At 61.8% G+C, this 25,103-nt stretch carries 20 protein-coding genes; 6 read left to right on the forward strand and 14 right to left on the reverse strand.

Annotated features, from left to right (window positions below; translation table 11 throughout):
• The 6 genes from HMPREF3067_RS07500 to HMPREF3067_RS07525 form a co-directional block, all read right to left on the reverse strand.
• Positions 1-217, reverse strand: a 217-nt coding sequence (locus HMPREF3067_RS07500; RefSeq protein ID WP_141759363.1) for a FeoC-like transcriptional regulator, incomplete at its 3' end; no start/stop codon positions are given.
• A 16-nt stretch (positions 218-233) separates the two neighbouring features.
• Positions 234-2,165 carry a ferrous iron transport protein B gene (feoB, locus tag HMPREF3067_RS07505; protein ID WP_070769110.1) on the reverse strand — a complete coding sequence of 644 codons (1,932 nt, stop codon included), beginning with the start codon at positions 2,163-2,165 and terminating at the stop codon, positions 234-236.
• Positions 2,162-2,422, reverse strand: coding sequence for a FeoA domain-containing protein (locus tag HMPREF3067_RS07510; RefSeq protein ID WP_141759364.1), 261 nt, complete (start codon positions 2,420-2,422; stop codon positions 2,162-2,164). Before HMPREF3067_RS07510 ends, feoB begins: the two co-directional genes overlap by 4 nt.
• Before the next feature lie 195 nt (positions 2,423-2,617).
• Positions 2,618-4,603 carry a calcineurin-like phosphoesterase C-terminal domain-containing protein gene (locus HMPREF3067_RS07515; protein WP_070769111.1) on the reverse strand — a complete coding sequence of 662 codons (1,986 nt, stop codon included), beginning with the start codon at positions 4,601-4,603 and terminating at the stop codon, positions 2,618-2,620.
• Positions 4,604-4,696: 93 nt separating this feature from the next.
• Positions 4,697-5,866: an FUSC family protein gene (locus HMPREF3067_RS07520; RefSeq protein WP_246819270.1), complete on the reverse strand. Its 1,170-nt coding sequence runs from the start codon at positions 5,864-5,866 to the stop codon at positions 4,697-4,699.
• 75 nt (positions 5,867-5,941) lie between these two features.
• A complete protein-coding gene (locus HMPREF3067_RS07525; protein WP_070769113.1) occupies positions 5,942-7,000 on the reverse strand; it encodes a hypothetical protein in 1,059 nt (352 codons plus the stop codon).
• Positions 7,001-7,319: 319 nt separating this feature from the next.
• Between HMPREF3067_RS07525 and HMPREF3067_RS07530 the strand changes: the two genes are divergently transcribed.
• The 6 genes from HMPREF3067_RS07530 (at position 7,320) to HMPREF3067_RS07555 (ending at position 14,939) form a co-directional block, all read left to right on the forward strand.
• Positions 7,320-8,771 carry an APC family permease gene (locus tag HMPREF3067_RS07530; protein ID WP_070769114.1) on the forward strand — a complete coding sequence of 484 codons (1,452 nt, stop codon included), beginning with the start codon at positions 7,320-7,322 and terminating at the stop codon, positions 8,769-8,771.
• A 33-nt stretch (positions 8,772-8,804) separates the two neighbouring features.
• Positions 8,805-10,136, forward strand: coding sequence for a type I glutamate--ammonia ligase (locus tag HMPREF3067_RS07535; protein WP_246819271.1), 1,332 nt, complete (start codon positions 8,805-8,807; stop codon positions 10,134-10,136).
• Positions 10,126-11,307: an amidohydrolase family protein gene (locus HMPREF3067_RS07540; RefSeq protein WP_070769126.1), complete on the forward strand. Its 1,182-nt coding sequence runs from the start codon at positions 10,126-10,128 to the stop codon at positions 11,305-11,307. Before HMPREF3067_RS07535 ends, HMPREF3067_RS07540 begins: the two co-directional genes overlap by 11 nt.
• A gap of 42 nt (positions 11,308-11,349) precedes the next feature.
• On the forward strand, positions 11,350-12,537 hold the full coding sequence (locus HMPREF3067_RS07545; protein WP_070769115.1) for a M20 metallopeptidase family protein: 1,188 nt from the start codon (positions 11,350-11,352) through the stop codon (positions 12,535-12,537).
• A gap of 6 nt (positions 12,538-12,543) precedes the next feature.
• On the forward strand, positions 12,544-13,407 hold the full coding sequence (locus HMPREF3067_RS07550) for a MurR/RpiR family transcriptional regulator (protein WP_070769116.1): 864 nt from the start codon (positions 12,544-12,546) through the stop codon (positions 13,405-13,407).
• Positions 13,408-13,577: 170 nt separating this feature from the next.
• On the forward strand, positions 13,578-14,939 hold the full coding sequence (locus HMPREF3067_RS07555) for a lipase family protein (protein ID WP_083319208.1): 1,362 nt from the start codon (positions 13,578-13,580) through the stop codon (positions 14,937-14,939).
• Between the two features lie 53 nt (positions 14,940-14,992).
• Here HMPREF3067_RS07555 and cas2e read toward each other — a convergent pair whose 3' ends face one another.
• The 8 genes from cas2e to cas3 all read right to left on the reverse strand — a co-directional run bounded on the left by cas2e (position 14,993) and on the right by cas3 (position 24,231).
• A complete protein-coding gene (gene cas2e, locus HMPREF3067_RS07560) occupies positions 14,993-15,361 on the reverse strand; it encodes a type I-E CRISPR-associated endoribonuclease Cas2e (RefSeq protein ID WP_070769117.1) in 369 nt (122 codons plus the stop codon).
• A complete protein-coding gene (gene cas1e, locus HMPREF3067_RS07565; protein WP_246819272.1) occupies positions 15,358-16,248 on the reverse strand; it encodes a type I-E CRISPR-associated endonuclease Cas1e in 891 nt (296 codons plus the stop codon). The genes cas2e and cas1e overlap by 4 nt, the downstream gene beginning before the upstream one ends.
• A 34-nt stretch (positions 16,249-16,282) precedes the next feature.
• Positions 16,283-16,990 (reverse strand): type I-E CRISPR-associated protein Cas6/Cse3/CasE, encoded by a 708-nt coding sequence (cas6e, locus tag HMPREF3067_RS07570; protein ID WP_070769119.1) that lies wholly within the window; start codon positions 16,988-16,990, stop codon positions 16,283-16,285.
• Positions 16,987-17,703, reverse strand: coding sequence for a type I-E CRISPR-associated protein Cas5/CasD (cas5e, locus tag HMPREF3067_RS07575; protein ID WP_070769120.1), 717 nt, complete (start codon positions 17,701-17,703; stop codon positions 16,987-16,989). The genes cas6e and cas5e overlap by 4 nt, the downstream gene beginning before the upstream one ends.
• Positions 17,704-17,721: 18 nt before the next feature.
• On the reverse strand, positions 17,722-18,873 hold the full coding sequence (gene cas7e, locus HMPREF3067_RS07580; protein WP_070769121.1) for a type I-E CRISPR-associated protein Cas7/Cse4/CasC: 1,152 nt from the start codon (positions 18,871-18,873) through the stop codon (positions 17,722-17,724).
• Between the two features lie 30 nt (positions 18,874-18,903).
• Complete coding sequence (gene casB, locus HMPREF3067_RS07585) at positions 18,904-19,557, reverse strand: type I-E CRISPR-associated protein Cse2/CasB (protein ID WP_070769122.1); 654 nt, start codon at positions 19,555-19,557, stop codon at positions 18,904-18,906.
• Positions 19,550-21,301 (reverse strand): type I-E CRISPR-associated protein Cse1/CasA, encoded by a 1,752-nt coding sequence (gene casA, locus HMPREF3067_RS07590; RefSeq protein ID WP_070769123.1) that lies wholly within the window; start codon positions 21,299-21,301, stop codon positions 19,550-19,552. The genes casB and casA overlap by 8 nt, the downstream gene beginning before the upstream one ends.
• 83 nt (positions 21,302-21,384) lie before the next feature.
• Complete coding sequence (gene cas3 / locus HMPREF3067_RS07595) at positions 21,385-24,231, reverse strand: CRISPR-associated helicase Cas3' (RefSeq protein ID WP_246819273.1); 2,847 nt, start codon at positions 24,229-24,231, stop codon at positions 21,385-21,387.
• Positions 24,232-25,103: the final 872 nt, after the last annotated feature.

The raw sequence follows: 25,103 nt of genomic DNA on the forward strand, positions 1-25,103 counted from the left end.
GGCAGGTGCCCGCTGCCGCGCAGCCGCCGCAGCCGCCGGACGGGCAGCCGGAGACCCGCTCGGGTACGAGCCCGCCGGTGGCCAGCAGGTGATCGAGGATGGCGTCGACGACGCCGGCATCCAGCCCGCTGCGCGCGGCGACCTCCGCGCGGGAGGTGACCCCGCGGCCGATGAGCTCGCGCACGGTCACCAGTGGAGATGTTCGTGTATCAGTCATTTAAGCCACAACCCCGTCAGAACCACAACCGCAGGATCTGGAAGGCCGCCGCGGCGAGCGTCCAGGCCAGGGCCAGCTGCACGCCGAAGCCGAACAGCGTCCAGCGCCAGCCGATTTCCCGCCGTTGCGCTGCCAGCGTTGCAACGCACGGGGTGTAAGCCAGCAGGAAGAGCATGTAGGCCCAGACCGCGGCGCGGGCGTGTCCGCCGGAGGCGGCGTCGAAGTCGGCGCGCACGTGTTCGCTCAGGCTGCTGTGGGCCTGCTCGTCGGGCTCGGCGTCGGTGACGTCGTCAACGGAGTAGGTCTGGGCCCAGGTGGAAATCAGCGCTTCCTTGGCCACGAACCCGGTGACCAGCGGACCGGTCAAGGACCAGGAATCGAAGCCGGCGGGGGCGAAGATGGGGGCGGCGGCATCGGCAAGCGCGCCGTAGGCGGAGTCTTCGACGGCGAGCTCGCCGCCGCTAGCCTCGTCCAGCTGGGCGGCGGTAACGGGCAGGGCCATGAGCATCCAGACCACCACGACGGTGGCAACGATGATGCCGCCGGCCGTGCGCAAAAAGCCCTTCAGTCGGGTCCACGTAACCGCCAGCGCCAGGCGCGGGGTCGGGACCTGGTAGGTCGGCAGGTCGATGACCAGGGGTTCGTAGGGCATCGCGCGCCAGAGAGTGTGCCGCAGCAGCAGGCCGGTGAGCACCACTAGCGCAATCGAAATGACGTACATGGCAAAGACCACGGACCCGGCATGGTCGGGGAAGAACGTGGTGGCCAGCATCACGAAGACGACCAGGCGCGCCGAGCACGAGGTAAACGGGATGAGCAGGCAGGTCAGGATGCGGTGGCGCGGGGTGCCCAACACGCGGGTGGCCGAAATAGCCGGCACGTTGCAGCCGAAACCGACGACGATGGGGATAAACGCCTTTCCCGGCAGGCCGATGGCCCGCATGACGCGGTCGGTGACCACCGCCGCCCGGGCCATGTAGCCGGAGTCTTCCAGCACCGCGAGGCAGATAAACATCAGCGCCATCAGGGGCGCAAACGTCAGCACCATGCCGACGCCGCCGACCAGCCCGTCGACGATGAGGCCCGCGACCAGCGGGTGATCCCAGCCGAGCGCGCCGAGGGCCGCGGTAACCGCGCCGGAGACCGGCCCGGAGACGAGGGCCTCCAGCCCGTCCTGGAGGGGCCCGGCGACGGTGGTGGTGATTTGGAAGATCAGCCACATCGCGGCCATAAACAGCAGTGGGCCGGCCACCGGGTGCAGGGCCACCTTGTCGAGGCGCTGCGTGAGCGTGGTGACCTCGTGGTCCTGGGTGACGGCGGTGCGGGCGGCGGCATCCAGGTCGATGAAGCGCTGGTCCGGGGTGTCGTCCGGGCGCAGCGCCTCCGGGCTGCTTGCCAGAGCGGCGTTGACGGCCGTGCGCACGCGGGACATCCCGCCGCGGCGGCGCGGGTCCACCGCCACCACCGCCAGCCCGGTGGCGGTCGAAAGCGCGTCCACGTCCACGCGCAGGCCTCGCGCCTGGGCCACGTCCAGCTTGGTCAGCACGACGATAATCCGGTAGGGCTCGCCGGCCAGCTGGAAGGCGATGTTGAGCCCGCGGGCGACGGCGGTGGCATCGACGGCCACGATGACGAGGTCGGGGCGGTGGCAGGGTGGGGCATCGAGAAGCATTTCGCGGGTCAGCGCCTCGTCGGGGCTGAGCGGCTCCAGGGAATACGCACCCGGGAAGTCGATGACGTCGGCCTGGGCGTCCGTGCCCAGCCGCCAGGCGCCGCGGCTAATTTCCACGGTCGTGCCCGGCCAGTTGCCCGTCTGGGCGCGCGCCCCGGTCAGGGCGTTAAACAGGGTGGATTTTCCGGAGTTGGGCGCGCCGACCAGCGCGACGATGGGCGAGCCTTCCGGGGCGAGCGCCCCACCCGGGTTGCCGTGGCAGGTAGCAGTCGTCATGCCAACACCTCCAGCAGGCGCAGGGTGTGGGCATCGACGGCGTAGCGGCAGGTACCGACGCTCACGATGCGCGACCCGCCCGCCACGGCCGGTCCAATCTCGACCTGCGCCCCGGCGCGCAGGCCCAGCTCCGCCAGGCGGTTAGCCAGCGGGGCGTTTACCTGGCGCAGGTGCTCCAGGTTCGCGCGGGTTAAAACGAGTGAGGTTCCCCGCCTCCCGCGGGGCGGGCGCTGGGCCCGGAAAGCAATGGCTGGCATGGCCATCGTCCTTTCGGTAGGTGGCGCGCGTCACCAAGCCACGCGCCAAAGGCTTATAACACCCTTTAAGCTACTCCGAGTTAGCCAAACCTACCCAAATTTTCGACGCCTTTGTGACCAAGTAGACCCTAACCTATTTCCTTGGCTACTTCCCTACCCTGCCCTCGCGGGTCGGCGCAGACCGCGGCGCGGGTTTTACAGGCGGATGCCCAGCTGGCGGGCGAAGCCGCGCAGCTGATCCATGACCGCCGGGGTGCTCAGCGCGCCGACCGCGGCAATGATGCCGACCAGGCCCACCACGGCGGCGACGGTGCCGCCCTGGCTGGACCCGCTGGCCCCGCTGGACCCGCTGCTCAGGTCATCGGACGAGCCTGCGGACGAGCCGTCCGAGCCGTCCTGGTCAGCCTCGCCGACGACAAACTCGTAGTCCTTGGTGTAGGTGTTGCCGTGGACGTCGGTGGCGGTGACCTGGGCGGTGTGGGTGCCCTCCTCCAGGTCGTCGGGCAGCGGCGCGCGCCAGATGTGGGCGGCGCGGTCGGCGATGCTGCCACCGTGGACGGCCTGGGCCTGCACGGCCAGCGGGTCGGAGTACTCGGCACCAAAGCGCTGCTCCTCGCCCTGCATGGGCTGGGTGCGCTCGGCTTCAACGACATCCGCGCCGTCGAAGGAGACCTCGACGGTGGAGCCGGTGGCGCCCATGAAGAAGTTGGTGGTCAGGTAGGACTCGCCCAGCTCCTCGGCACCCACCTGCTCGGGGTTGTCGAAGGCCGGCTTATCGCCGCCCTTCTTGGCCTGGGAGCCGTCGTACTCGATGGTCTCGTCGTACCACTCGCGGTAGCGCGGGGTGTTCAGGGAGACGTTCATCTGATCGTTCTGGTCGCCGCCAACCGGGGTGAAGAACTCGCTGACCTCGGAGCCGTTGATGTCCAGGGAGAGCACGCCCGGTTTGGAGCCGTCGCGGCCGTAGGACTTCGGCACGCCGCCCTCCCCCATCTCGCCGGAGTACCAGTCGCCGGAGATGGCGCCGGCCACGATGTTGGTAAACGGCAGCTCGTCCACACCGAGCGTGTCCTTCCACTCCTGGGTGCTGTCGCCGGCGCGCATGTTGGCTACGGCGTGGGTGTGGCCGCTCACCGCGATGGTCTCGCGGCCTTCGACCAGCTCGGCGATCTCCTTGACCTGGTCGACCTGGTGGCGGGCGGAGCCGGAGTCGGAGAAGGAAAACAGCGGGATGTGGGAGGCCAGCACGATGACCTTGTCCTCGGGCGTGCGCTCGATGTCGGCGCGGAGCCAGGCCATCTGGTCGTCATCGATGGCGCCGTTGTACTGCTCGCCGTCGACGGGGTACTCGACAGATTCTAGGGAGATGATGTGCGCGTTGCCCACGTCGTAGGAGTGGTAGGCCGGGCCGAATTCCTGGCGGTAGGTGTCGAATTTGTGCTCGGCGTCGGCGTCGAAGTCCAGGTCGTGGTTGCCGGGCAGGAAGCGCGCCGGAGAGTTGAGCATGCCGGTCAGCTCGCGGGTGTCCGGGTAGAGGGAGAGGTCGTCGCCGACGACGTCGCCGATAAATAGTGCACCGCAGTTGGTGAAGTCGTCGCGCTGGCTGAGGTCGGTAAAAGCGCCGGTGCGGGCGTAGCCGACTTCGTCCTTGCCGTAGGTCTGGATGTCGCCGCCGATGAGGCAGCGCTGGTTGTCCAGGGCGGCGTCCGGGTCGGTAACGAGCGGGAAGTTGACGGCTTCCGGGGTGCCGCCGCTGGCTGAGATGCCGCCGTATTTCAGCTCCGGGGAGCCTTCCGGGACGTGGTTATAGAAGAACTGCGCGACGTTGTCGTCGTCGACGGGCACCTGGTAACCGGCCGGCTGGGTGATGAAGACGGTGGTGTTGTCGTCGACGGGGATTTCGTAGCGGCCCTCGGCGTCGGTGGTCACGACCTCGCGGCCGTTGGAGACGGCCACGCCCTCGATGGGGGCCTCGTCGTCGTCCTGGGTGGAGTTGCGGTTGGTGTCGTCGAAGACGGTGCCGGTGAGGGTGTCGCGGACGGCATCGTCAGCCGCGGGGACGACCTCGACTGCGCCGCGGTAGAGGCCGTCGTCGGCCAGCGCGGACGGCACGGTAAGGGTGGACAGGGACAGGGTGAGCGCGGAGATGGTGGCAACAGAGCGGTAGCGGCGGTGAGCCATGACGAAGTTCCATTCGAGTGCGAGGGAGTAGGTACGCCCGCACACTCTAGGGGCCGCGCGTAACCGCGCTTTTAATTTTAGCTTTCAGCTAGGTTAACAATCGCCTTTCCAGACGTTGGGCTCGTAGCCCGGCGTCGGGGTGGTCGGGGTCAGCGCTGACGATGCCTCCTCGTGGCTACACCCGCACACCCCCATCAGGTCGACGAGCAGGGAGCGCACCTGCGCCAGCATGACCGTGGTGGAAATACCGCGGGAAATGTCCTGGGCGTGTACCAGCTCCACCCCGGTCTGGGCGGCCAGGCGGCGCAGGCCGGTGGTCAGCTCGGAGATCGTGGTGGAATCCGCGAAGTCCGGGTCGGTGAGGATGGCGTCAGAGAGCTGGGTGGTCAGCTCTGCGGCATCGCGCAGCAGCTCGATGAGCTCGTCGGTAATCGGCTCGCTATCCAGCACGGCCACGTGCGCCCGCCTAGAAAGCACGCGCGTGTTGCGCATGGCGTTGTCCACGTTGTTGAGCAGCCCCAGCAGCACGCGCATGTCCTCGCGCTGCTTAACCAGCAGCGGGGAGGCGAAAATGACCTCGCGGGAGTTGTTGGCCTCGGTGATCATCTTGTTGACGTTGGCCTGGCTGCCGCGGGCCCGCTCTAGGGCGCCGGCGATGCCGGCGGCGTCGCGGGCCTGGGTGGCCTGCGCGACCTCGTCCAGAATGGAGCCGGTCAGCCCCAGGATGCGCGCAACCTCGCGACGGCCGTTGCGCAGCGGCGAGGCCGGCAGCAGTGCCATGACCAGCAGCGCGACCATACCGCCGACCAGGGAGTCCACCATGCGGTCGGTGCCCCCGGAAGTCTCCGGCGGCAGGATGGTGGCGATCAGCACCGCGGCGAACGCCGCGTGGTTGGCCACCAGCGCGCCGCGGTCGACGAAGGTCGCCAGGGCCACGGCGACGGCCACCCCGACCGCGATCTGCCAGGCGCCGGTGCCCACGAAGTAGATGAGCCCGTCGCCCACGCCGACGCCGAGGGTCACGCCGACGACCAGCTCCATGGATTTACGCACGCGGTCCCCGGCGGCCGAGTAGACGATGACGGCCGACATCGGGGCGAAAAAGGGCAACGCGTGCCCGATGACGTAGTGCGAGAAGCCAAAGGCCAGGCCGGCGGCCAGGCCGATCTGGATGATATACATCCAGTTGGAGCGCAACCGCCCCAGCCCCTGCCGGACTTTACCGATTGTCAGCGCTTTTGCCACATGCTTTGCTCTTGCCACGACCTTAATACTAGCTGTTGAGTTCCGAGACGAAGGCATCGTGAGAGCCTTAAATGCACGCGCTTGTCTCCGCCTCTAGCGGTTGAGCGGGCTGCCCTGCCACCTAAACCCGCGGTCGAGGAGCAGGGCGCCGGTCTCCGACGGGCGCAGGGTGAGCTGGTGCGCGTCATCGTCGAGTAGCAGCTGCCCGTCCACGACTTGGTAGCGCAGGTGGTACTCATCCGCGAATTCTTCGCCGGCGCCGAAGTTTTGCTCATCTGCGGCCATCGGTGCCAGCAGGTACAGGTCCAGGCGTGGCTGGCCGGGCTTACTGTCATCAACCCGGTAGAAGCCGGCCTGCAGATCCCCGTTGGCACGGCGGACGCTAGCCCCTGCGAACTCGCCCGGGTCGCCCTCGAACTGTCTTAGGACCGGGGCGCCACCCACCGACCGTTTGCCGAGGGCGAGCGTGGACAGGCGGACATCGCCAAGCAATTGGGGCGCGGGCTGGCTACTATCGTGGGCTACCTGCCACACGCCGGCGAGATCCTCGTGGACCGTGGGGAACTGCTTGGGAACGAGGATAGCCGGCGCCGCCAGACCAGCGATAAGCATCCCGGCCGCCGCCACGGGCGGCAGCCAGCGCGTTAACCGATGGGCCCGCGGCCACGGGATAAGCCGCGGATAGTGCATCTCCGGAACGGCGCGGCCCAGCGCGAAAGCCACCAGCCGGGGACCCCAGGGAGCTAAAACAATCAGGAAAAGAACCATCTGAGCGAAAGCGAACTGCTTGACCGGCACATCAAAGGTCATATTCAGCAGCCAGACCACCCCGAGGGAAACCGCCCCGATAAGCCCACCCAGCCACGCCGTGCGCCGCCACAGCACCAGCGCCGCGGCGAGCAGCTCCACGGCTCCGGCCAGAAACTGCACCCACGGGCTAAAAGCCATAAACGTCCACAAAAGCCCCATCGGGGACTTCTCCCCCAACGTAATCAGCAACCCTGGGTAATCAACCACCCCCATCTGCAGCAGAATCACCTTGGCGGCAGCATACGGCAAAACCAGCACACAAATAACCACGCGGACGACAGCATGGACCGCCCACCCAATAGTGCGCCACGGAACGCGGCGGAAAAAGGAAGTCGAAGTCATAACCACAATCCCACCACGCACCGCGGACGCGCAGAAGAGGGTGAGCCCACAACTTTGCGGTGGGGCCCGCCCTACCCCCGCCGGCGCACTACTAACTGACGCAGGTACGGAAGGTGCCTTCTCCCCGAGCGGGGCGCACGCCCCAGCACCCCGACACTGAAATATTTATTACACGTTCCACAGCGCATCTTCCTGCACAATCGCAGAAGTTACCTAAACTACTTCTCCATTTTGATTGCGATCTATAGCACACTATGTAAGGATTCTTACAAGTTAGCTCGATGCACTCCGCTTCTCTCCACGGAGGAAGGATCAGAAAATGGAAAGTCACGCTGTCCCTCACGCTGACTCACACACCAAGGTCACGAAACGCCCCCTCAACACATGGGAGGTCACCGCAATATCGGTCGGCTTCATGGGGCCGGTCATGGCGATGTCGCTCAATGGCATCGGCGTAGCAGGGCTCGTCGGTAAGGCCGTACCGTTCACCTTCCTGGTGTCTTTCGTCGGCAGCCTCTTTGTCGCTTATGCCTTCGTCCGACTCCTGCGGACTGTCACGCACGCCGGCTCGGTCTACGCACTGGCCGGCGTGACCCTAGGCCCTAAAGCGGGCTTCTTCGGCGGCTTCGCACTCCTCGGGACCTATATCTTCATGACCGCCTGCATCCTGGGCGCCTGCGCTGTTTTCTTCGAGGCGATGTTGGAACAGTTCAACACAGCTGAGCTGGGCCTGGCCTGGCTAGTTATCCCCATCGCCGTTGCCGTCATCGGCGCCATCTTAAACCTGCGTAACTCCCAGCTGACCGCGCGCACCACCCTGTTTATAGGGTTAGCCGGAATTGTCGTGATGCTCGTGCTGTCGGTCATCATCCTGGTCTCCGTGACCAGGGATAACGCCCCGGTGAGCACCGGCCTGGATTGGGAAGCCCTCAGCCCGGCAGGCAACCCCTGGAGCGCGATCATGACCGCGTCCGTCTTTGGGTTTTTGTCCTGGGCAGGTTTCGAGTCCGGTTCCTCGCTGGGCGAGGAGACGAACCAACCGCAGCGCATCATTCCCCGCAGCCTGCTCCTCGCGGTCGTGGTCGGCGGCTTCGTCTACACCTTCGTCATGTTCGCTCAATCCCTGGGCTTCGGCACCGATGAGGAAGGGATAACTGCTTTCGCCAGCGCCTCCTCTACCCTGACGACGCTGGGCTCCACCTACGTTGGCTCCTGGTTCGCGGTCCTGCTGTCCATCATCGCCTTCGCCGTGGCTTTCGGTGCTTTCCTGAGCTCCTCGACGGCCACCTCGCGTCTGCTCTTCGCGCTCGCCCGGGACGGCTTCGGCCCCGCGAAATTCGCCGAGCGCCACCCCAGCAGCGGTGTGCCAGTCCCGGCAGTGCTGTTTACCAACGGGCTGTCCATCGTGATGATTGTCGTCTTAGGTATCTGCCACGTCAGCCCGGTGGATGTCTACTACTGGTACGCGACCATCGCCACGCTATGCATGGTGGTGGCCTACGGCATGGCCTCGGCTGGCGCCATCGCGCACATCCTTCGCCGCGGCAACCAGGTGCCCTACTGGGAGATTATCTTCCCCGCCCTCGCGCTGGCCTACCTCGGGTTCGTATACGTAGTGCAGGTCAGCGGCCAAGAAGCCCCGTACAACTACTTCCCTTGGATTTCCGGCGCCTGGTGCGTCATTGGCGCACTGGTCATCCAAGCAAGGCCCGAGCTCGCGCGCAAGATCGGCCGAAGATGGTCCCGCGCCGACGACGCTTCCACCCACTAGCCCCACCTCAATCACCAGCTAAAGGAGTAAACCATGAGTGTCGAGATCGAAAACGAAACCGCCCCCTCGATTGCACACGGAATGTTCACCTTCGTCGCTACCTGCGATTTCTCGGCCCGCACCAAGGGGCGGGCCATTCACTCCAAAGACTTCCGCCCCGGCGCTAGCGTCGGGTGGGTGCCAGCCAACCTGGGGATCGGTCCGCTCGGCCACATCGTCGGTGGCATCCCTTATGGCGCATCGGGAGACCTCCGCTTGCTCGCCGATGCCGACTCCAAAACCACCATCTCCGGGGTTCCCGGCCAGGCTGACCTGGACTACTGCTTCAGCGACGTGGTCAACACCGACGGAACTCCGTGGGAATCGTGCAGCAGAACCTTTCTCAAAAACACCGTGGCGCAGCTAAAGGACAAACACGGAATTACCTTTACCGCCTCCTTCGAGCACGAATTCGTCGAGCGCGCAGCCACGCGCTTCCCGCACCCCTTCTCCTATTCGAATTTCCTTTCCGCGGAGCCGGTAAGCTCCACGCTGTTTAAGATTCTCGACCGTGCAGGAATCGAGCCGGAATGCTGGTTGCCCGAGTATGCCCAGCACCAGTACGAGCTCACCCTCAAGCCCACCGACCCGCTACGCGCGGCCGATCGTGCCCTCCTTCTGCGCGATATCACGTGCAACGTCTACGAAGCCTTCGACAAGGAAGTCACTTTCTCTCCGGTCCCCAGTGCCGAGGCGGGAGGCTCCGGGGTCCACGTCCACTACGGGCTCTACGGCGAAAATGGCGAGGCCATCTCCTTCGACGCCTCCCGGCCGGGCCGAGTCTCCGAGCTGGCCGGGCGCTTCAACGCGGGCATCATCAAATACGCCCCGGCGCTGACCGCCTTGTTCGCCCCGCTCACGGTCAGCTACCTCCGGCTGAAACCCGACAACTGGTCGACGGCCCGCGCGTTCTGTGGCCTACAGAACCGCGAGTCCCTCATCCGGATTTGCCCGACTAACGAAATCAACGGAAAGTCCCCCGAAAAGCAACTCCACTTCGAGTTCCGTGGATCGGACGCGGGCGCCAACCCGTGGATCCTCATGGGCATCATCCTGCGGGCCGGTCTGGCCGGCCTTGATGAGGGGCTCGACCCAGTCGACATCGTCGAGGGCGATCTGGATCTCGAAGACAAGCACGCTGAACTTCCTGAATTGCCGGGTACCCTGGGCGAGGCGTTGGATCTCTTCGAGTCCAACGAGGAAGTCCAATCCTGGTTCGCGCCCGCTTGGTCCGAGACCTACTTGAAGGTCAAGCGCGACGAAATTTCTGAGCTACACGGAAAGTCTTTCGAGGAGCAGTGCGAGGTGTATGCAGATGTCTTCTAAGCAGTCCCCGAGCTACCCCGATTTCCGCGAGGAACTTGCTTTACTCCCTTTGTTCGACCACCACTGTCACGGCGTGGTCCCGAAGGATCTGTCCCGCGCCGATTTCGAAGCCATGATTTCGGAATCCTCGCGTCCGGCTCCGGAGGGGCTAACCTGTTTCGACTCGCAGCTAGGGTTCCAGGTACTCGCGAAATGCGCCCCAATTCTCGGTGCGCAGCCGTGGTGCAGCCCCGAGGAGTATCTGGGGCAGCGCCGGCAGCTGGGCGCGGCTGAGGCCAATTCCCGTCTGCTACAAGCCTCGCAGCTCACGGATCTGGGCGTGGATACCGGGTTCTCGCCGGACGTGATCACCCCGGCAGACGAGCTCGGGCGCATCAGCGGCACCACACCGCACGAGGTGGTCCGCTTGGAATACCTCGCCGAGCAGGTCGCCCAGGAGTTCCTGTCGCCCGGTGCGCCCCAGGAAGCGGACGGTGCCTTAGCGCGGAAATTCCTGGACGCACTCGCCGTGCGCCTAAGCGATGCTTTGCGCGGCGCGATCGGCGTTAAGTCCATCGCCGCCTATCGCATCGGCCTGGACTTCGAAGCCGCGCGCCCCACTACCGAAGAGGTCCTCGAGTCCGCGCAGTACTTCCTCAGGGGCACGGCGCCACTGCGCCTGGCGGATCCGGTACTCATCCGCTACCTGCTGTGGTTGGCTATCGATGCCGGCCAGGTCATCCAGTTGCACATCGGATACGGCGACGACGATGTCGACCTGCACCGGTGCAACCCTCTCCTGCTCACGGAGCTTTTCCGGTTGAGCCGTGATACCGGCGCCCATTTCACGCTCCTCCACTGCTACCCCTACCACCGCGAGGCCGGCTACCTGGCGCACGTCTTCGAGCACGTCTATTTCGACGTAGGCTTAGCCATCAACTACACGGGTAGCCGCTCCGATGCCGTCATCGCTGAGTCCCTCGAGCTGGCTCCCTTTGGCAAGATTTTGTTCAGTACCGACGCCTTCGGCCTAGCCGAGCTCTACTATCTGGGCGCGGAGCTCTACCGCGATGGCTTGGCCCAGGCGCTGGCGGAATTCCACGACTTCCACGGGTGGCCGAAGGAGCAGTGCCTGCGGGTAGCTCGCATGATTTCTTACGACAACGCCGCCCGTGTGTACGGAACCGATTAGGCCACGATAGTGACAAGCGCACGACGAGAAAGGTGAACATCAGTGGGCGAAACCACCCCGACGTACGACAAGCTGGCGCAGCGCTGGATTGCGGCGCTCGACCAAGAGCTGCCCGCGGCAGTGGAGCTACGCAAGGAGCTCCACGCGAACCCGCGGGTCAGCGGCGAGGAACAAGACACGACCGACGCCGTCGCCAGCGCCATGGAACTCGACTTCAAGTCACTCGCCACAACAGGCGGGATTTCCCGCATCGGGCCACAGACAGGCCCATCCATCGCCCTGCGCGGTGAGTTGGATGCCCTGCCGGTGGAAGAAGCAACCGGGGTGGGGTGGGCGTCGTCCAACACCGCGATGCACGCCTGCGGGCACGACGTGCACCTGGCTGCCCTCGTCGCGGTAGTGCGCGCCGCCAAGAGGCTCGAGCTACCTTATGGCCTGGTGCCGTTCCTCCAACCCCGCGAGGAGACGTACCCGTCAGGGGCCCTGGACATCAAGGATTCGGGGGCGTTTGCCACCTATGGCGTGGCACATGCCATAGGCGCGCACGTGCATCCCGATGTTCCGCTCGGGGCGGTCGCCTCCGGGGAGGGCTTCATCAACGCCGCGGCCGGCGAGTTCATCATCACCGTCGACGGCCAAGGCGGGCACGGCGCATACCCGCACAAGGCCAACGATGTCGCCGTCTGCGTGGCGCACGTCGTCTCCGGCCTGTCCGAAATTGTCCGGCGCACGTCCAATCCAATGGTGCCGGCCTTGATCAGCGTCGGCTCCGTCCAGGTTGGTTCGAGCGCTGCCAACGTCCTGGCCGGCAAGGGCACAATCAAAACCACGGTGCGCACCTCCAGCAGCGCGGCCGCGCAGGAGATTGCCACCGCGGTCCAGGGCTTCGTCGAGCACACCGCCCAGGCCTACGGGTGCACTGGAGACCTCGAGTATCTCCCCGGCGAGCCGGCCCTCATCAACGATGAGCACCTGGCCGCAAACTTCGCCGCCGTGCAAGGCACGCTGGGCTTGGAGACTGGTGAGCCGATGCGTTCCCTAGGCGCGGACGATTTCTCTTTCTACGGCGAGCTCGTCCCCAGCCTGATGTGCTTCGTCGGCGTGGGAAACGGCGCGACTCCCTCACTCCACGACGCGCAGTTCCTGCCGCCAGACAGCGCCGTCGGTTACACGGCCAAAGCTCTCATCGCCGGTTACCTCGCCGCCGCCCGCGCTTTGGACGTAAAATAACCAACTATGCCCAACGCCACCAGCATTGCGGAGCGAATCCGGTCCGGCCTGGATGGGTTCTCCAGTTCCGAGAAACTCGTCGCCAGGTACATCCTCAGAGGCTTTCCATATAGCGGCCTCGACACTGTGGAGCGGATTGCGGAAGCCTCCCGAGTCAGCTCGGCGACGGTAGTCCGCTTTGTCCAATCGCTGGGCATCCCGAAATTTAAGCTCTTCCAGGACCAGCTCAAGCAGGAGCTGATAGACCGCCAGCAATCGGCGCTTGATCAGGCCGCCGAACGCTCCCCAGCTCCCGCCCAAGGAACGAATCATGGCGTATTCAGTGACCAAGAACGTGCCTTCGTCGAAGGAATCCGCTCCACGTTCGAAAACCTCCGCGCCGCGGACATTACCAGCGCCGTGAACCTTCTCAGTAACCAGAACAAGCACATCATCGGCGACGGCGGAACCTATTCCCACATCCTGGCCGAGCACATGCTAGCCCAGCTCAACCTTTTCCGAACCAACCTGCACAGTTGCCCGGCCGACGGATGGAAGCTCGAAGACACCCTCGCCAGTATCTCCACGGACACGGTGTGGGTGACGTTTGATTTCCGGCGCTACTCCGCAACCTCGGCCGAGCGCGCGAGAACAGCGAAAGCTCGAGGAGCCATACTCATCCTCATCACGGACAAGTGGATGTCGCCCATCGCCTCCTATGCCGACATCGTGCTTACCGCACGAGTGGAAGCTAACGGCCCCTCGGACACCCTCGTCTCCGCTCTCGCCCTCGTCGAAGGCATCTGCGAAGCTGTTGCCGATCAACTCGGCAGCGAAGGAATGCGACGCCTAGCCGACATCGATCCCATTCGTCGCAGCCAGTTGTCCTAATCCACACGCGACAACCACGCAGGAGCCGGCTATAGTTTTTTCCATAAACAGTTGTACTTAGAAAGTGCAACACTCATAATGATAGTTGCCGCGGGAGCCCTTCACCCGCGGAGCTTATGTTTCTCGCATGCCCCACGAAGGGCGTGCCTACTTGGAAAAGGAATCCCTGAATGCTTGCTCCCCGCCGCGTCACGCGGCCTATCCTGGCTTTTCTACTCGTGTCATCTTTGGCGGCCACTAACGTCAGCGCTCACGCCGCTCCTACTGCCGAGCTCCCCGAATCCGCTCTGGTCCATGACGCTCTTTCCGATCCCGTTGCTGACCAGTCCCCAGACACTTCTGAGCAGGTCCGCGAAGCCGCGGATGAAATGCGCCACAACTCGCCTGGCTTACACTCCCGTGGGGCCGACAAAAGCACTGGAGATGCCTACTCATCCTTCTACCACGACCCAGTGGACCTGGATGGTTCTTCCCCAGGACAATTGTTCCGGAATTCCTCGGTGCGAAACCCCCTAAACACGCTGGGCATTACTAACATCGGCCCTTACAAGGCGGAACGCATCCTCTACTCTTCCACCAACCGCAAGGGAGAGCCCATTCCAGTTAGCGGGATCGTCATCGAGCCTAAGAAGGATTGGATGGGGGACGGGCCACGTCCCGTGGTCGCCTACGCCCCCGGCACCCAGGGCGTAGCCGACCACTGCTCGCCATCGCGCAAAATCGCCGAAGGCGTGGGCGACTACGAGCAGCTCTTCTTTGAAAGCCTCCTCAAGGAGGGATACGCAGTGGTCTTAACCGACTACGAAGGACTTGGCACTCCAGGCCTGCATACCTACATGGACCGCCTCAGCCAAGCCCACGCCGTGCTCGATAGCGTACGTGCTGCGCAGCAATTAGACGGCTGGGATTTGGGTCCGGAGAATCCCGTTTTCCTCAACGGCTATTCGCAGGGTGGCGGCGCAACCGCCAGCGCCGCGGAGCAATATGACTCTTACGCCCCAGAGCTCAACGTCAAGCTCGCAACCGTCGGTGCCGCCCCAGCCGATCTGACTCTTTTGCCACCAGCCCTCGACGGAACTACGTACTTCCTCTTCGAACTCTTCGCTCTACTTGGTTTGTCCCAAAGCTACGGCATCGATTTCAATGACCGGCTCAGCACTCACGGACAGGAGGTCCTCCGCAACGCTACGAACACGTGCACGTTGGGCCTCGGACTCTATTCCGGGCAGACCATCTCCGGGCTTACCGCCGACGGCACTGACGTTTACGAGCTCATCGAAACTGCTCCTTATAACCAGATTCTCGCGGAGCAGCACATCGGCCACCGAGCTCCCACCGTCCCGGTAGTCATCACACACGGCCGTGGCGACGACGTGATTCCCTTTGATACAGCCGAACAATTGGCTGCGGAGTGGGCCGACCGCGGTGCGCAAGTCACCTTCCTTCCGAATGATGCTGGTTCGCACGTAGCCGGCACCATCCCGCACATCGATGCCACCCTCGACGCCATCAAAGCGGTGCTAAACAGCTAGCCAACTCTTCCCACCTACCGCTGCCTAAAATTCACGGTCTGCACAGGCCTTGCTTAGGACGACCTGTTACCTCGGGTTTGTTTGTCATAAGCGGTCCGGAAGCGGCGGGCGTTAGACCACCCGGTCCTGCGCTGCGGCTTCTTCCGGCGGTCGGTAGGGCGCATCATAAGAGTTAGCCCATCGAAATCGGTGGGCTTCCACTGATGACGGTGAGTCCGAAATTCCATCCCCTGCTCGTTGTTAGTGGAATACACGAGCAGGGCCCGACCGTCCTTACACAGCTCAACCGTCCGTTCCCACAACAGCTCCCTAATCCGCGCGGTCGGCCGGCCGACGAAAACTCCCGGCGAGACCTCCATCAGCCACTTGCTGAGGTCACCGCGCAACCCTGCGGGACAAGCGGATAAGACCAGTACCATCATGACAACTGCTCTTCCTCTGCCCAGTTGATCCCGGACGCGATGACCTCGAGCTCGCTCCACAGCAGCAGCTCCGCGTCACTTAAGAGCTCGCTATCAGGGACGTCGAACAATGTCTTCAGGTCGCCGACCATACGAGGCATCAGTCGTTGCTCGACCACAGCGTCGCGCACGCGGCGGCGGACTTCGACACTAGGCTGGCCACCCGCAGCTGCCACGGCATCAAACGCAGCGGGGATGGAGATTTCCGCCTTGTAAAGGTCCGCAATATCGTAAACAAACGAGCGGTCCGTACCCGTATGAATGATCCCCAGGGCGGGGATGAATCCCAGGGCAGCAACGACGGCATGAGTGACCCCATAAAGGGCCGCGGCTCCTGCTGTCAGGGCCTGGTTAATCGGATCCGAAGAACTGAAATCATTGGGATCGTACGATCGTCGGTTCCAGTACACGCCGGTGCGCTTGGCCTCGGCCGCGTAGATCTTCTTCATTCTAGCGCCTTCCCTGCCACGCAGCTGCGCCATAGTCAACCTGCTCACGTCTTCACCGGCGAAGCGCATGGAATACATCGCTCGAGCGCAGTTCAGCCGTCGCCGCTGGTTGGTCACGACGGATGCATGAATCTCAGCCATACGTGAGGACTTAGCAGGTGGCCGGCCGCTCGCGTAGTAGCGCACGCCGCGCTCCCCGACCCACACGGTTGAAACCCCGGCGTCACCGAGCAACGCCATGGCCGCGTAAGTCACCTTGGTCCCTGGCCCCAGCAACAACGCGGCGAGGTGCGTAGCAGGCAAATGCGCGATCCCGCGGCGGTCCTGGATGGTCAGAGAATTTCCCTCTCTATTAACCACTGCCCTTTCCACGTAAAGAAAGCTCAGCCGGTCTTCCATCCTCGACAGCGCGGTTCGCGCAATAGGTACTTCCCTAGGCGTTGGCATTGGTTCGGGTCCTAGCCAGAGTCATCAGGCCGCAGCCATAACCGCGTGCTCGCCCAATTCCTTGTGTCAGCGCCGCGCGCAAGAGATCCGGATCCGTAACTTCCAAGACACCCATGAAACGAGCAGTCACAATGTGCACTCGGGCGCTGCTTCGACCACGACGGAAATCGAGATTCTTACGCTCGATGACAGTGGGTACTTTGGCCGGTTCCCAACGCTCCCGTTCTTGGTCTGGCGCTTCGTCGCTGGCCCGGGGTGCGAGGCTAAAGCCACACTTGGGTGCCTTGTCATACAACCATCCGAGCTGGTGGGGGACCGACACGTGAGCCTTAATCTTGCTGCGCTTGCCTTCCACTGTCTGGGCGAAGGTAGGGTTCGCCACAAGCTCGAAGTGCCAGCGCTGCCCCTTCTTGAGCGCCGCCAGAAAGCGGTCGTATTCAGCAGTCTGGGGTGGACGAGTATCCCACCCGGCCTGCTCAACAATGTGCTGGCCGGAGGGCTTTTCCGGACCGACGATATAGAGCGCGTGCTCATAACCGTTAGTATCCGCACGCCACAACACTCGGCCGGAAGACTCGTCCAGATCCGGTGGAAACGCCGCTCGAACGGCCGCGTGCATAGACTGCGGGTCAGTGAGAAGCTTGCGCCCCTGCCTCCTGGCTGGGTTAATCAGCACTTTCGTCAACGTTGTCATGCGTTCAGCACCGCCTCAAGGAAGGGATCCGCCTGCAGCTCGTTGGGCTCCAGGGGGTTGGTCAAGGTAGCGTAGTCGGTCTGGACAACCTCTCGCCAGCCATATTTTCGGTGCTCAGGGTTGTAGGAGACGGGCACGTCCTGGCGCGCGACCCCTACCTCACCCGCTTGGGCATCCCGGTAGATAGGAAGGGTCACCTGCTCGCCACAAGTTTTCATGTGGTTCTTGGTCGCATGCCATGTCTGGTGGCCCTGCAGCGCCTCAACCACCGGTTTATCCACGATGCCCAGGACCAGGTTGGGAGGCACAGGACACGAACGCCGCCCCATAAACAACGGATAGACGGGATCATTGAGCACTTCAGCAAAGCCTTCCAGCAGTGACCGGTCTTCCGCTTCCACCGCGACGACGAAGGCCGCGTCCGACAGAAAATACCGGGTAATCAGCTTGGCGGATGCTTTGGGATCACGTTGCCACGGTTGCGCCGTTTGATAATCACGCAGCAAGCTACCGGATTGGTCGACGCGCACGGCAAGTCGCAGATGCGCAAGATCCTCGATCGTGTCTGTCCGTCGTCGGCCCTGGGCCGCCGCAATCAGACCGACGATGCCCGACTTAGACGGCGTCGAAGCCGTCGTTCTGGTGGCATACCGGGACTCATCGCCCCACGACTGCATCGGCCCCTTTAACAAAAGCAAAAGAGAAGAAGTCATTGGCACAACTCCTAGTCCTTAGTTTTCCAGAGCAGCGGAAACACGCTCTTGCAGCTCGCCGAGGGTTACTGCTTCTGCGATTTCGGCAAAGGCTTCCCGAGCGTCTTCGAAGCCCAACACGAATCCAGCCTTCGGCTTGAGGCCATACATTTCTTCGAAGCCTTTTTCCTCGGCCGCGAGAGCCTTGGCGCCAGCCACGCGGAGGCTCTCTGCCTCAGTCGGTTCCACCGAAGTTTCAAAAGCGGTGACCAGGGAAATCGGGCGGGTCTCACGCACCGCCACGTAGACCAGCTCCGGGAGGGTCTGGTTGGCAAAAGTGTTGATCTTGCCGGTCGGCATCGACTTTATGAAGGCGTCGATGAACTGCCCTGCTGCAGTACGGGCTTCCTCCTCGGAGCCCAGGTTTTCAGCCAGCCCACCAAGATTGACCGTGGCGTAACGGTACAAAGTCGAAGACATCATCTGGACGGTGCCGATCATGCCCGCACCGGTTTCCTCACCGGCTTCCGCGAGGTCATCGACCGCAGTGAAGTAATCAAATTCCGGCGCACTAGCGTGAATACCCAGTGCATGGGCGACCTGGACAGCGGCGTCAACGTTGTAGGCAGCATCGTCAGCAACCATGCGCCCGAACATCGCCATGTCTACGGAGTGCTCAGTATCAAGGATTGCCTTGGCCTCGCTCTTCTTGATCTTTTCGCCATCGGCCTCGACAAGTGCCTTGACTGCGCGATCAATCTGGTGCGGGCTCAGGAAGATCAGATAGCTGGTCTGCGGGTAGTACGCGTCATCCAGCTTTTCCTCCTGTTCCTCGCCGGCTTCCACTTCCTTCTTCAGAGAGGTGATCTTCTTCTTGTCGACCTCCACCTTGATCCCAGCTGCCTTGAAAAGCTGAGTTACGGCTTCGATGGAACGGTCCTTGTCCCAGCCCTCATGTTCTTGGAGACCTCGCGCAATTTCCTGCGGGAGGCGCTTGGAGCGCTTGCCGACGCTGTCGGGAGAAACGTTGGATTCGAAGTATTTGCGGATGGCACGCTTCCACGACTGTGAGGACACGCGCTGACGCGGCACGCCGCCGTAGACGGCAGACTTCGGTGCCCCAGTGTCGTCGCGGTTGATCAGGGACGGTGGGACGGTTTGCAGAGCATGGATATCGATGATGTAAGACATGGTTTTCCTTTCGAGAGGGAGGAGGTTTATTCAGGACTTTTTGGGGCGAAAGCTCGCACCGGCGGCGAAATCGCGGCCCCAGCGCAGCAGCACCCCTTGGCGACGCGAGGCGTCACCCTGTGTCGTAGAGGTCTGGAGCAGAACGCGGAGATCGCTAGCGAAATAGCCGTAGTGGAATGCCAATTTCGAAGAACGCAGAAGCGTAATGAGCGATCTCAGCTGAACCATCCGGGAGGCTTCGTCCCGCGCTAACAGCATCGCGTCGAATCGGGGCTTGATAGACCCTGATTCCCTGATGGCATACATTCGTCCGCATGCCCAGCCAAAGCTATGCGTGGACACGTGTGCTTCGCTGGTTGCGCTCTGCATGTGAATACCGAACGCGACTAGCGCGTGGAACGCCGCCTTCTCGCTCGGCGAGAGGGTCGTGCCTTTGCCCAGCTCCCGCTCTTCCAACGGCGGCTCCAGCAACAGTAGGATTTCCTCGAGAGCCAACGGCTGTTGTTCTGGGGTGCGCGAGGAGTACTTACGCAACTGTGCTAGCACGCCTCGGGCCCGCGCAGCTGCGGCGTGATTAGGGCTGCGCAAATAGGCGTACTGCAAGGCTTCTACCGTCTTGGTAACCGAGGCGTACAGGCCGGCTCGTCCTACGACCGGCTGAGCCACGTCTTGCGTTTCAAGCATGAACTTCATCCTTTTCTTCCGTCGAGTCTTGGTCTTCTGGCTCGGGCACCGTCAATGGCAGGTCCTTGTTCAAACGCCGTCTGAGAGCCTGGTGCAACGTACCGGCCGAGACAATCCGGCCGTGCCCCTTCTCGTCCGCGTCTGTGATACGGCCGACAATGGCCTTTTGCCCTGCGCCTCGTACCAGTTCAACCGCCTGATCCAGCGCTTCTTCCAGAACAGCGAACTGCCACTGCCGGGCACGCTTGTCCACGTTTTCGGCATCGACGGTGGCTAACCAGTCGATGAAACTCGGCTCGAGACGCGCGTAGAGCCGATCCGCTGCGGCAGCGCCAAATTTATAATCACCTCCGGCCGCTACCAAAAGCTGGCCCGCGAACCATCCAACGCTCACGGCGGCAGCTCTAGTCTTCTCCACTGCCGTACGGACCGCCTCGCGCACACGCGTACCGGTGTCGTCCGTGCGCAAGACAGCCAGCGGCAAACCAATTGATGCACTAAAGGTCGTGCCCACCGAGGACTCGTTCGGCCCATAGACCATGGAGACCAAAGCTAGATCAAGGACCCGAGTCTCCAGGTATCCATCGGCGGAAAGATACGCCAGGTTGCTGAGAGTAGCAGGCCGGACCGGCGCTTTTACTTTCTTTGTGAAGCCGGCGTCTCCGGTCACGGCGACTAGGGCATCCAGCGATTTCCACATCGTGCGGGTTTCATCGTAGGGCCGCGGGTAGTAGGCGTCCTCCGTCTGCGTGGACTGGTTGGGGCTGTACCGATACGGCGTCATCGGGTCGCCGAAAGCATTCTTACCTGCTGCGGGGATTCGGTCCCCGTTGGCCAGGACAACTCGACGAACTCTCCCACCCTCCACGTGAAGTCGGATCCGGCGGGACTGCCACGTCGCTAGGTCGGCGGCCCCCTGAGGCGCAGCCCCTTCCTTCGGATCCGACCCTGGTCGCTGGGCTGCCGAGTCTTGCGGGCGTTCCCACACGGGTAAATCACCGGAAAGATCACGTGCGGTTGCGCTTTGATTTACTGCCTCTGGGGCCGTATTAAGGATCAAGGTGTCGAGCAAGCCATACGGGCTGAGAATCAACGTTCCCCCTGTCTGCCCCGACCACCCAGTGCCGATCGGGTAACCTCTCCCTCCCGTGACGCGTTCGTCCCCGACCGCACCAGACTTAATACCGGAATAATCGTATGCTTGCGCGTGAACTAACCATCGCGCAGCTTCAGCGAAGGACAAGGACTCCCGTTCCTCTGCTGCACGCATAGTAAAGAATGCGCCCGCAGCTTCCGGCACAATCATGGAAACCGACTTGGTCTCACCAGACTTAGTGTGCAAATCCGCGACCTGCATGAACGGCTGCTTTTCATCGAGCAGATCAAATCGGTCTTCGTAGGTCTCCAGATAGTCTAGGACGACGTCGTCTCGACCTGAGCCACGCAGGGATTCCCGCGTTTCTTCGAACCATTCTCCCCAATCGAAGGAGTCATCCCTCCGCGAAGTGGGTAATGCTTCTGAGATTTCTTGGGCGTGGGCACGCCAGAAAATAGCGAGTAGGACGCGGATAACCGCGTAATCCTGGGTAGGTGACTCCCCAACGATCTTCGCAACGCGTACGCGCCCATCGAAGATGTCTCTGATGCTAACTACGCGAGGATTCCCCTCCATATCCATACAACGAATCCACGGCTCGTCCAACAGGTTGAACGTCGCCGGATTGGTGTCGCCGTTGTCAATCATAGTTACCACCCTCCTTTCTGGTCTCACTTGATTTGTATTTAGGTTTGGCCTTGTGTGAAGAGGCAATTTCTAATCTAGAGCTCTCACCAGACCCTCCCCTCGGAACCATCGCTCAGGATTTCGATTCCTAACTCCTTGGTGTATTGGACTTTAAAACGTCCCAGTTCGCAGCGTCCTTCTTCATCAAGTTCTAGGGCTAACTGCCCACGAAGGATTGGGCTTTGCTGCCACGTTGCTGGCGTGGACTGTTCAAGTTCCGTCACCACCGCATCGAAGTCCTGCGGCCGGCGCGTCATACGGGTAGGAAGCCGGGCCGTCCCGGTTGCCAGCATTCGTGCTTGCCTAAACGACAGCTCTTCTTCCGCGAGGATCTCAGCGTCCGTCCCACAGGGAATGTAGCCGTACTCCGTCGCTACAACCGGGATTGCTTCCACCGTTGGTTCAGCATCACGAACCATGGCCGCGCCCCGTTCCCCATCGGCGCCAGCGCTACGTGCACCGGCACTGTCACCGACTAGCTGTTGAAACAAGCTGGAGAACTTCTTCGTGTCTGGCGGCGGTATGCGGAAGCTGGCAGACCGGCTCTCTGCTCGTTTTTTCTTGGCCAAGTCCTCGTTCTTGGCCCGCCGTACTGCTTCCGCCCAGGCCTCTGGTACCGGCCAATCCTCAGCGTATGCCTTCCGAACCAAATCAGGTACGTCCGCAGGGCGCTGGAAGGAATCAGGAAGCGTCGCCAGCGTTGCGAGCAACAACGCGTCGCCATAAATGGCGCTTGCCCCACCATCAAATACGGGTGCAGGATCCCGCTCGAGGATTCCGCGGATGAACACTTGCGGAGTCCTTAAGCCACTTGGCCGATCGCCTTCCGGCCTGCGGTGGCGATGGATTCGGCCCGCACGCTGAATCACCAGGTCCATGGGGGCAATATCAGTGATCAACACGTCAGCGTCGATATCCAAACTTTGTTCTGCCACTTGGGTAGCAACAACAACCTTTCGCCAAGGCCTGCCACTCCCCGTATGCGCATGCGGCCCTAGCTCGGCCCGCAGCCGGTCTTCCTTCTCAGAGCGCTGCCAAGCAATGAAGCCAGCGTGGTGGAGTTCCACCTCTCCAGGAAAAGATGAGCAAAGCTGCTGGTAGGCGGCTTGCGACCGGGCAATCGTATTGACGATAACCAGGAGACAACCACCTTGTCTGACAAGCTCGGTCACCGTCGCGCTGAGAGTATCCAAGTCATCCTCGATGAAGCTGACCTCCACTACTTCATTTTCGGTTTTCTCCTCAACTGGAATTTGGGTGACCTCATCAGGAGTCGCCACGGTGATCAGGGGATAACTTGGGTCCTCGACTTCCGAGATTTTTCCATCGGAATACGCTTCGAGAAGTTCCTTACGCCTCGCTGGCGGCAACGTTGCTGACATGACAATAACGCTTGCGCCGTAATACGAAAGCCAGCTAAGAGTGGTTTTCAAATAATTGGTCGAATACAGATCGAACGAATGAACCTCATCGAAAACGACCACTTTCCCCGCCAGGGCAATGTGCCTGAGCATTGAATACCGCTGCTGCAGAGCCATCATCAGGACTTGGTCGATTGTCCCCACGACGATGTTCGACAACAGTCCACGGCGCCGTCCACTGAGCCATTGCAATGCGACAACAGCGCCACTGCCGTCGGAAAGTTCTGATTCAATATCCCGGATCTTTAAATCTTGGAAAGGCTGCGACAAGGAATTTTTCGAGTGGGCCAAGTACATCGACCGCACCTGCTGATCCGTCGTATTTTTCGCCCACTGCACTGTCCTGTCCAGCAGGCCGTTCGCGGTCGCCATAGTCGGCGCCGCAAAGTATAGCCCCTGGGCGCCAGCTTTCGCTGCCAGCACACGTGCGGCTTGAAGAGCGGCTTCGGTTTTACCCGCACCGGTCTCTGCCTCCAACACCATCATCACCGGGCCAGTAGTCTTTTTCGCCGAATCTACCATGGCCTTCTGCACTGGCCGCGCCGAATACTCCCTAGGCCAACCAAACGCTTGCCGGAAATTAACGTCCACGTCCGCAGACGCAACACTTTCCGGATGCCAAGGCTCTGTGAGCTGAACTGCGCGCGCAGCCTGCTCGACACGTTCTACCTGCGAATCTGAACCGCTCAGGTTAAATGCATCTTCATTGGAAGCGATCCAATCCGACATCACCACCAAACCTGTCAGCAACTGCAGGTCACGTGCACGACGTATCCCTTTTTTCCGCAGCTTATTTAGCACCACATCTACATCAGTAAGCTTCGCTGTCGCTTCCAACAGTTCACTATGCACTTTCCGCCACGCCGGAGGGTACTGAGCGATAATGAGAGCTACTCGCTCTGAAATCTGCTCACTCGGAATTCCGTGGTGCGCATCAGCGACAGCGGCTACCGAATTCGCTAAACGCCGCGAAAAGTCGCGCGTTTCCTCCAACCAATCACGGATTATCACACCGGATGCCACACTATGCGGCAGCTTGTCTACATTGAGTTCATCAACGCCTTGGTCGAGACTAAGCCCAGCATCCCGAACGCGTGAAACTAAGTGCCGCACATCCTCCCTGAGCTCAATCTGACACTGGAATTTTCGTACACCTTTTCCCAGGTCATGGGAGGCAGCGAGCCAGAGGACAAGTTTTTCTAACTCCTTTACCGATAGGCCGAGATTGCCCGCCAGGACCCCCTTTATGGAATCGGACAACCACACATGGAAAACCATGGATGCCGCACATGCCGAGTCCCGCAAATGCTCCGGCAAAGTCAGAAAGTTGACCCCATCACCAGACTTTGCCCACAAACTTCGCGCTTCCACGCTTCGCTCCGCGACCCAGCCATTGGCCCGTTGAGCAAGGTCAATAACCGGTTGTGGCAAGTCCCAAAGACCACGTGTCGACGTCATGGAAAACTCCATATCCTTTGTGGGCGGCCATCTGATTCAACGACCTATACACTCGAAGATACAAGAACAGTCTGCCAACCGCAGCCGTTTAATAGAATAACTTCCTTCAATACTCCTCTGCTAAATCCCCGCCACCAATGCTAGAGTTATTCCTCAAGCTCCGATCCGACAAGTCCCTGTACTCGGGGATGAGCCTTTATTGTATTCTACGGAGCCCAGCTCCCCGCCATGGCGGGGCCATAGAGCTCTATTAGCCCCGCGACAATGCAGAGAAAACTCGAGAAATGCAAATCGTTAAGTATGAAACATCTTCTAACACTCTTACCTCTAGGAACTCGACAGACGCGTTTGCATGTTCTACATAAGAATGCTTCAATCCAACTCACACCCGCCGGTACGACGAACGCAACCGCCCGTTCCCCTTGGCATGTCTTAGTTCGATATTCGCATTCCTGAACCGAAAAGTCCGGAGTACTTCCTGCCTACCCATTAGGTAAGGGTTCGGCCCTCAGTGTAGAGAGCTTCGAGCCCCGACGCCTAAGGTACGCCCCAATCCCACAACTTGATTCAAACGACCGAGCCCTGTCCGTACCCGCCATCCGGGCATTCTCCGTACAGCAGTCAATAGCCCGAGCTTGCACCCACAATCGTGAGATGCAATTTTGTGCCGCAATGCCGAAAGCTACGTTCCTTGGGAAACTAGGATTCTTGTACCGCCTCACCATCAACCGGCACATAAACTTCAGGCATCGCCCACGCTGCTTTACAGTGCTCCCAACAATTCCTCGCTAGCCCGCTTCCCACGGCAATGGCAAGCGTGACGAGTACCTACCCTGTACCAGTAGAAGCTCAGATTGAAGCGTCCTGGGTTTAGTTCCGCTTCT

The organism is Corynebacterium sp. HMSC04H06, assembly GCF_001815935.1.
GTDB lineage: Bacteria > Actinomycetota > Actinomycetes > Mycobacteriales > Mycobacteriaceae > Corynebacterium.

Coding starts and splice junctions, on each gene's coding strand:
- feoB (WP_070769110.1), bottom strand. CDS start 2,165: ATGACGACTGCTACCTGCCACGGCAACCCGGGTGGGGCGCTCGCCCCG.
- cas6e (WP_070769119.1), bottom strand. CDS start 16,990: ATGACAACGTTGACGAAAGTGCTGATTAACCCAGCCAGGAGGCAGGGG.
- cas1e (WP_246819272.1), bottom strand. CDS start 16,248: ATGGAAGACCGGCTGAGCTTTCTTTACGTGGAAAGGGCAGTGGTTAAT.
- cas7e (WP_070769121.1), bottom strand. CDS start 18,873: ATGTCTTACATCATCGATATCCATGCTCTGCAAACCGTCCCACCGTCC.
- HMPREF3067_RS07550 (WP_070769116.1), top strand. CDS start 12,544: ATGCCCAACGCCACCAGCATTGCGGAGCGAATCCGGTCCGGCCTGGAT.
- casB (WP_070769122.1), bottom strand. CDS start 19,557: ATGCTTGAAACGCAAGACGTGGCTCAGCCGGTCGTAGGACGAGCCGGC.
- casA (WP_070769123.1), bottom strand. CDS start 21,301: ATGATTGACAACGGCGACACCAATCCGGCGACGTTCAACCTGTTGGAC.
- HMPREF3067_RS07530 (WP_070769114.1), top strand. CDS start 7,320: ATGGAAAGTCACGCTGTCCCTCACGCTGACTCACACACCAAGGTCACG.
- cas3 (WP_246819273.1), bottom strand. CDS start 24,231: ATGGAGTTTTCCATGACGTCGACACGTGGTCTTTGGGACTTGCCACAA.
- HMPREF3067_RS07510 (WP_141759364.1), bottom strand. CDS start 2,422: ATGCCAGCCATTGCTTTCCGGGCCCAGCGCCCGCCCCGCGGGAGGCGG.
- HMPREF3067_RS07555 (WP_083319208.1), top strand. CDS start 13,578: ATGCTTGCTCCCCGCCGCGTCACGCGGCCTATCCTGGCTTTTCTACTC.
- HMPREF3067_RS07515 (WP_070769111.1), bottom strand. CDS start 4,603: ATGGCTCACCGCCGCTACCGCTCTGTTGCCACCATCTCCGCGCTCACC.
- cas2e (WP_070769117.1), bottom strand. CDS start 15,361: ATGATGGTACTGGTCTTATCCGCTTGTCCCGCAGGGTTGCGCGGTGAC.
- HMPREF3067_RS07525 (WP_070769113.1), bottom strand. CDS start 7,000: ATGACTTCGACTTCCTTTTTCCGCCGCGTTCCGTGGCGCACTATTGGG.
- HMPREF3067_RS07535 (WP_246819271.1), top strand. CDS start 8,805: ATGAGTGTCGAGATCGAAAACGAAACCGCCCCCTCGATTGCACACGGA.
- cas5e (WP_070769120.1), bottom strand. CDS start 17,703: ATGACTTCTTCTCTTTTGCTTTTGTTAAAGGGGCCGATGCAGTCGTGG.
- HMPREF3067_RS07540 (WP_070769126.1), top strand. CDS start 10,126: ATGTCTTCTAAGCAGTCCCCGAGCTACCCCGATTTCCGCGAGGAACTT.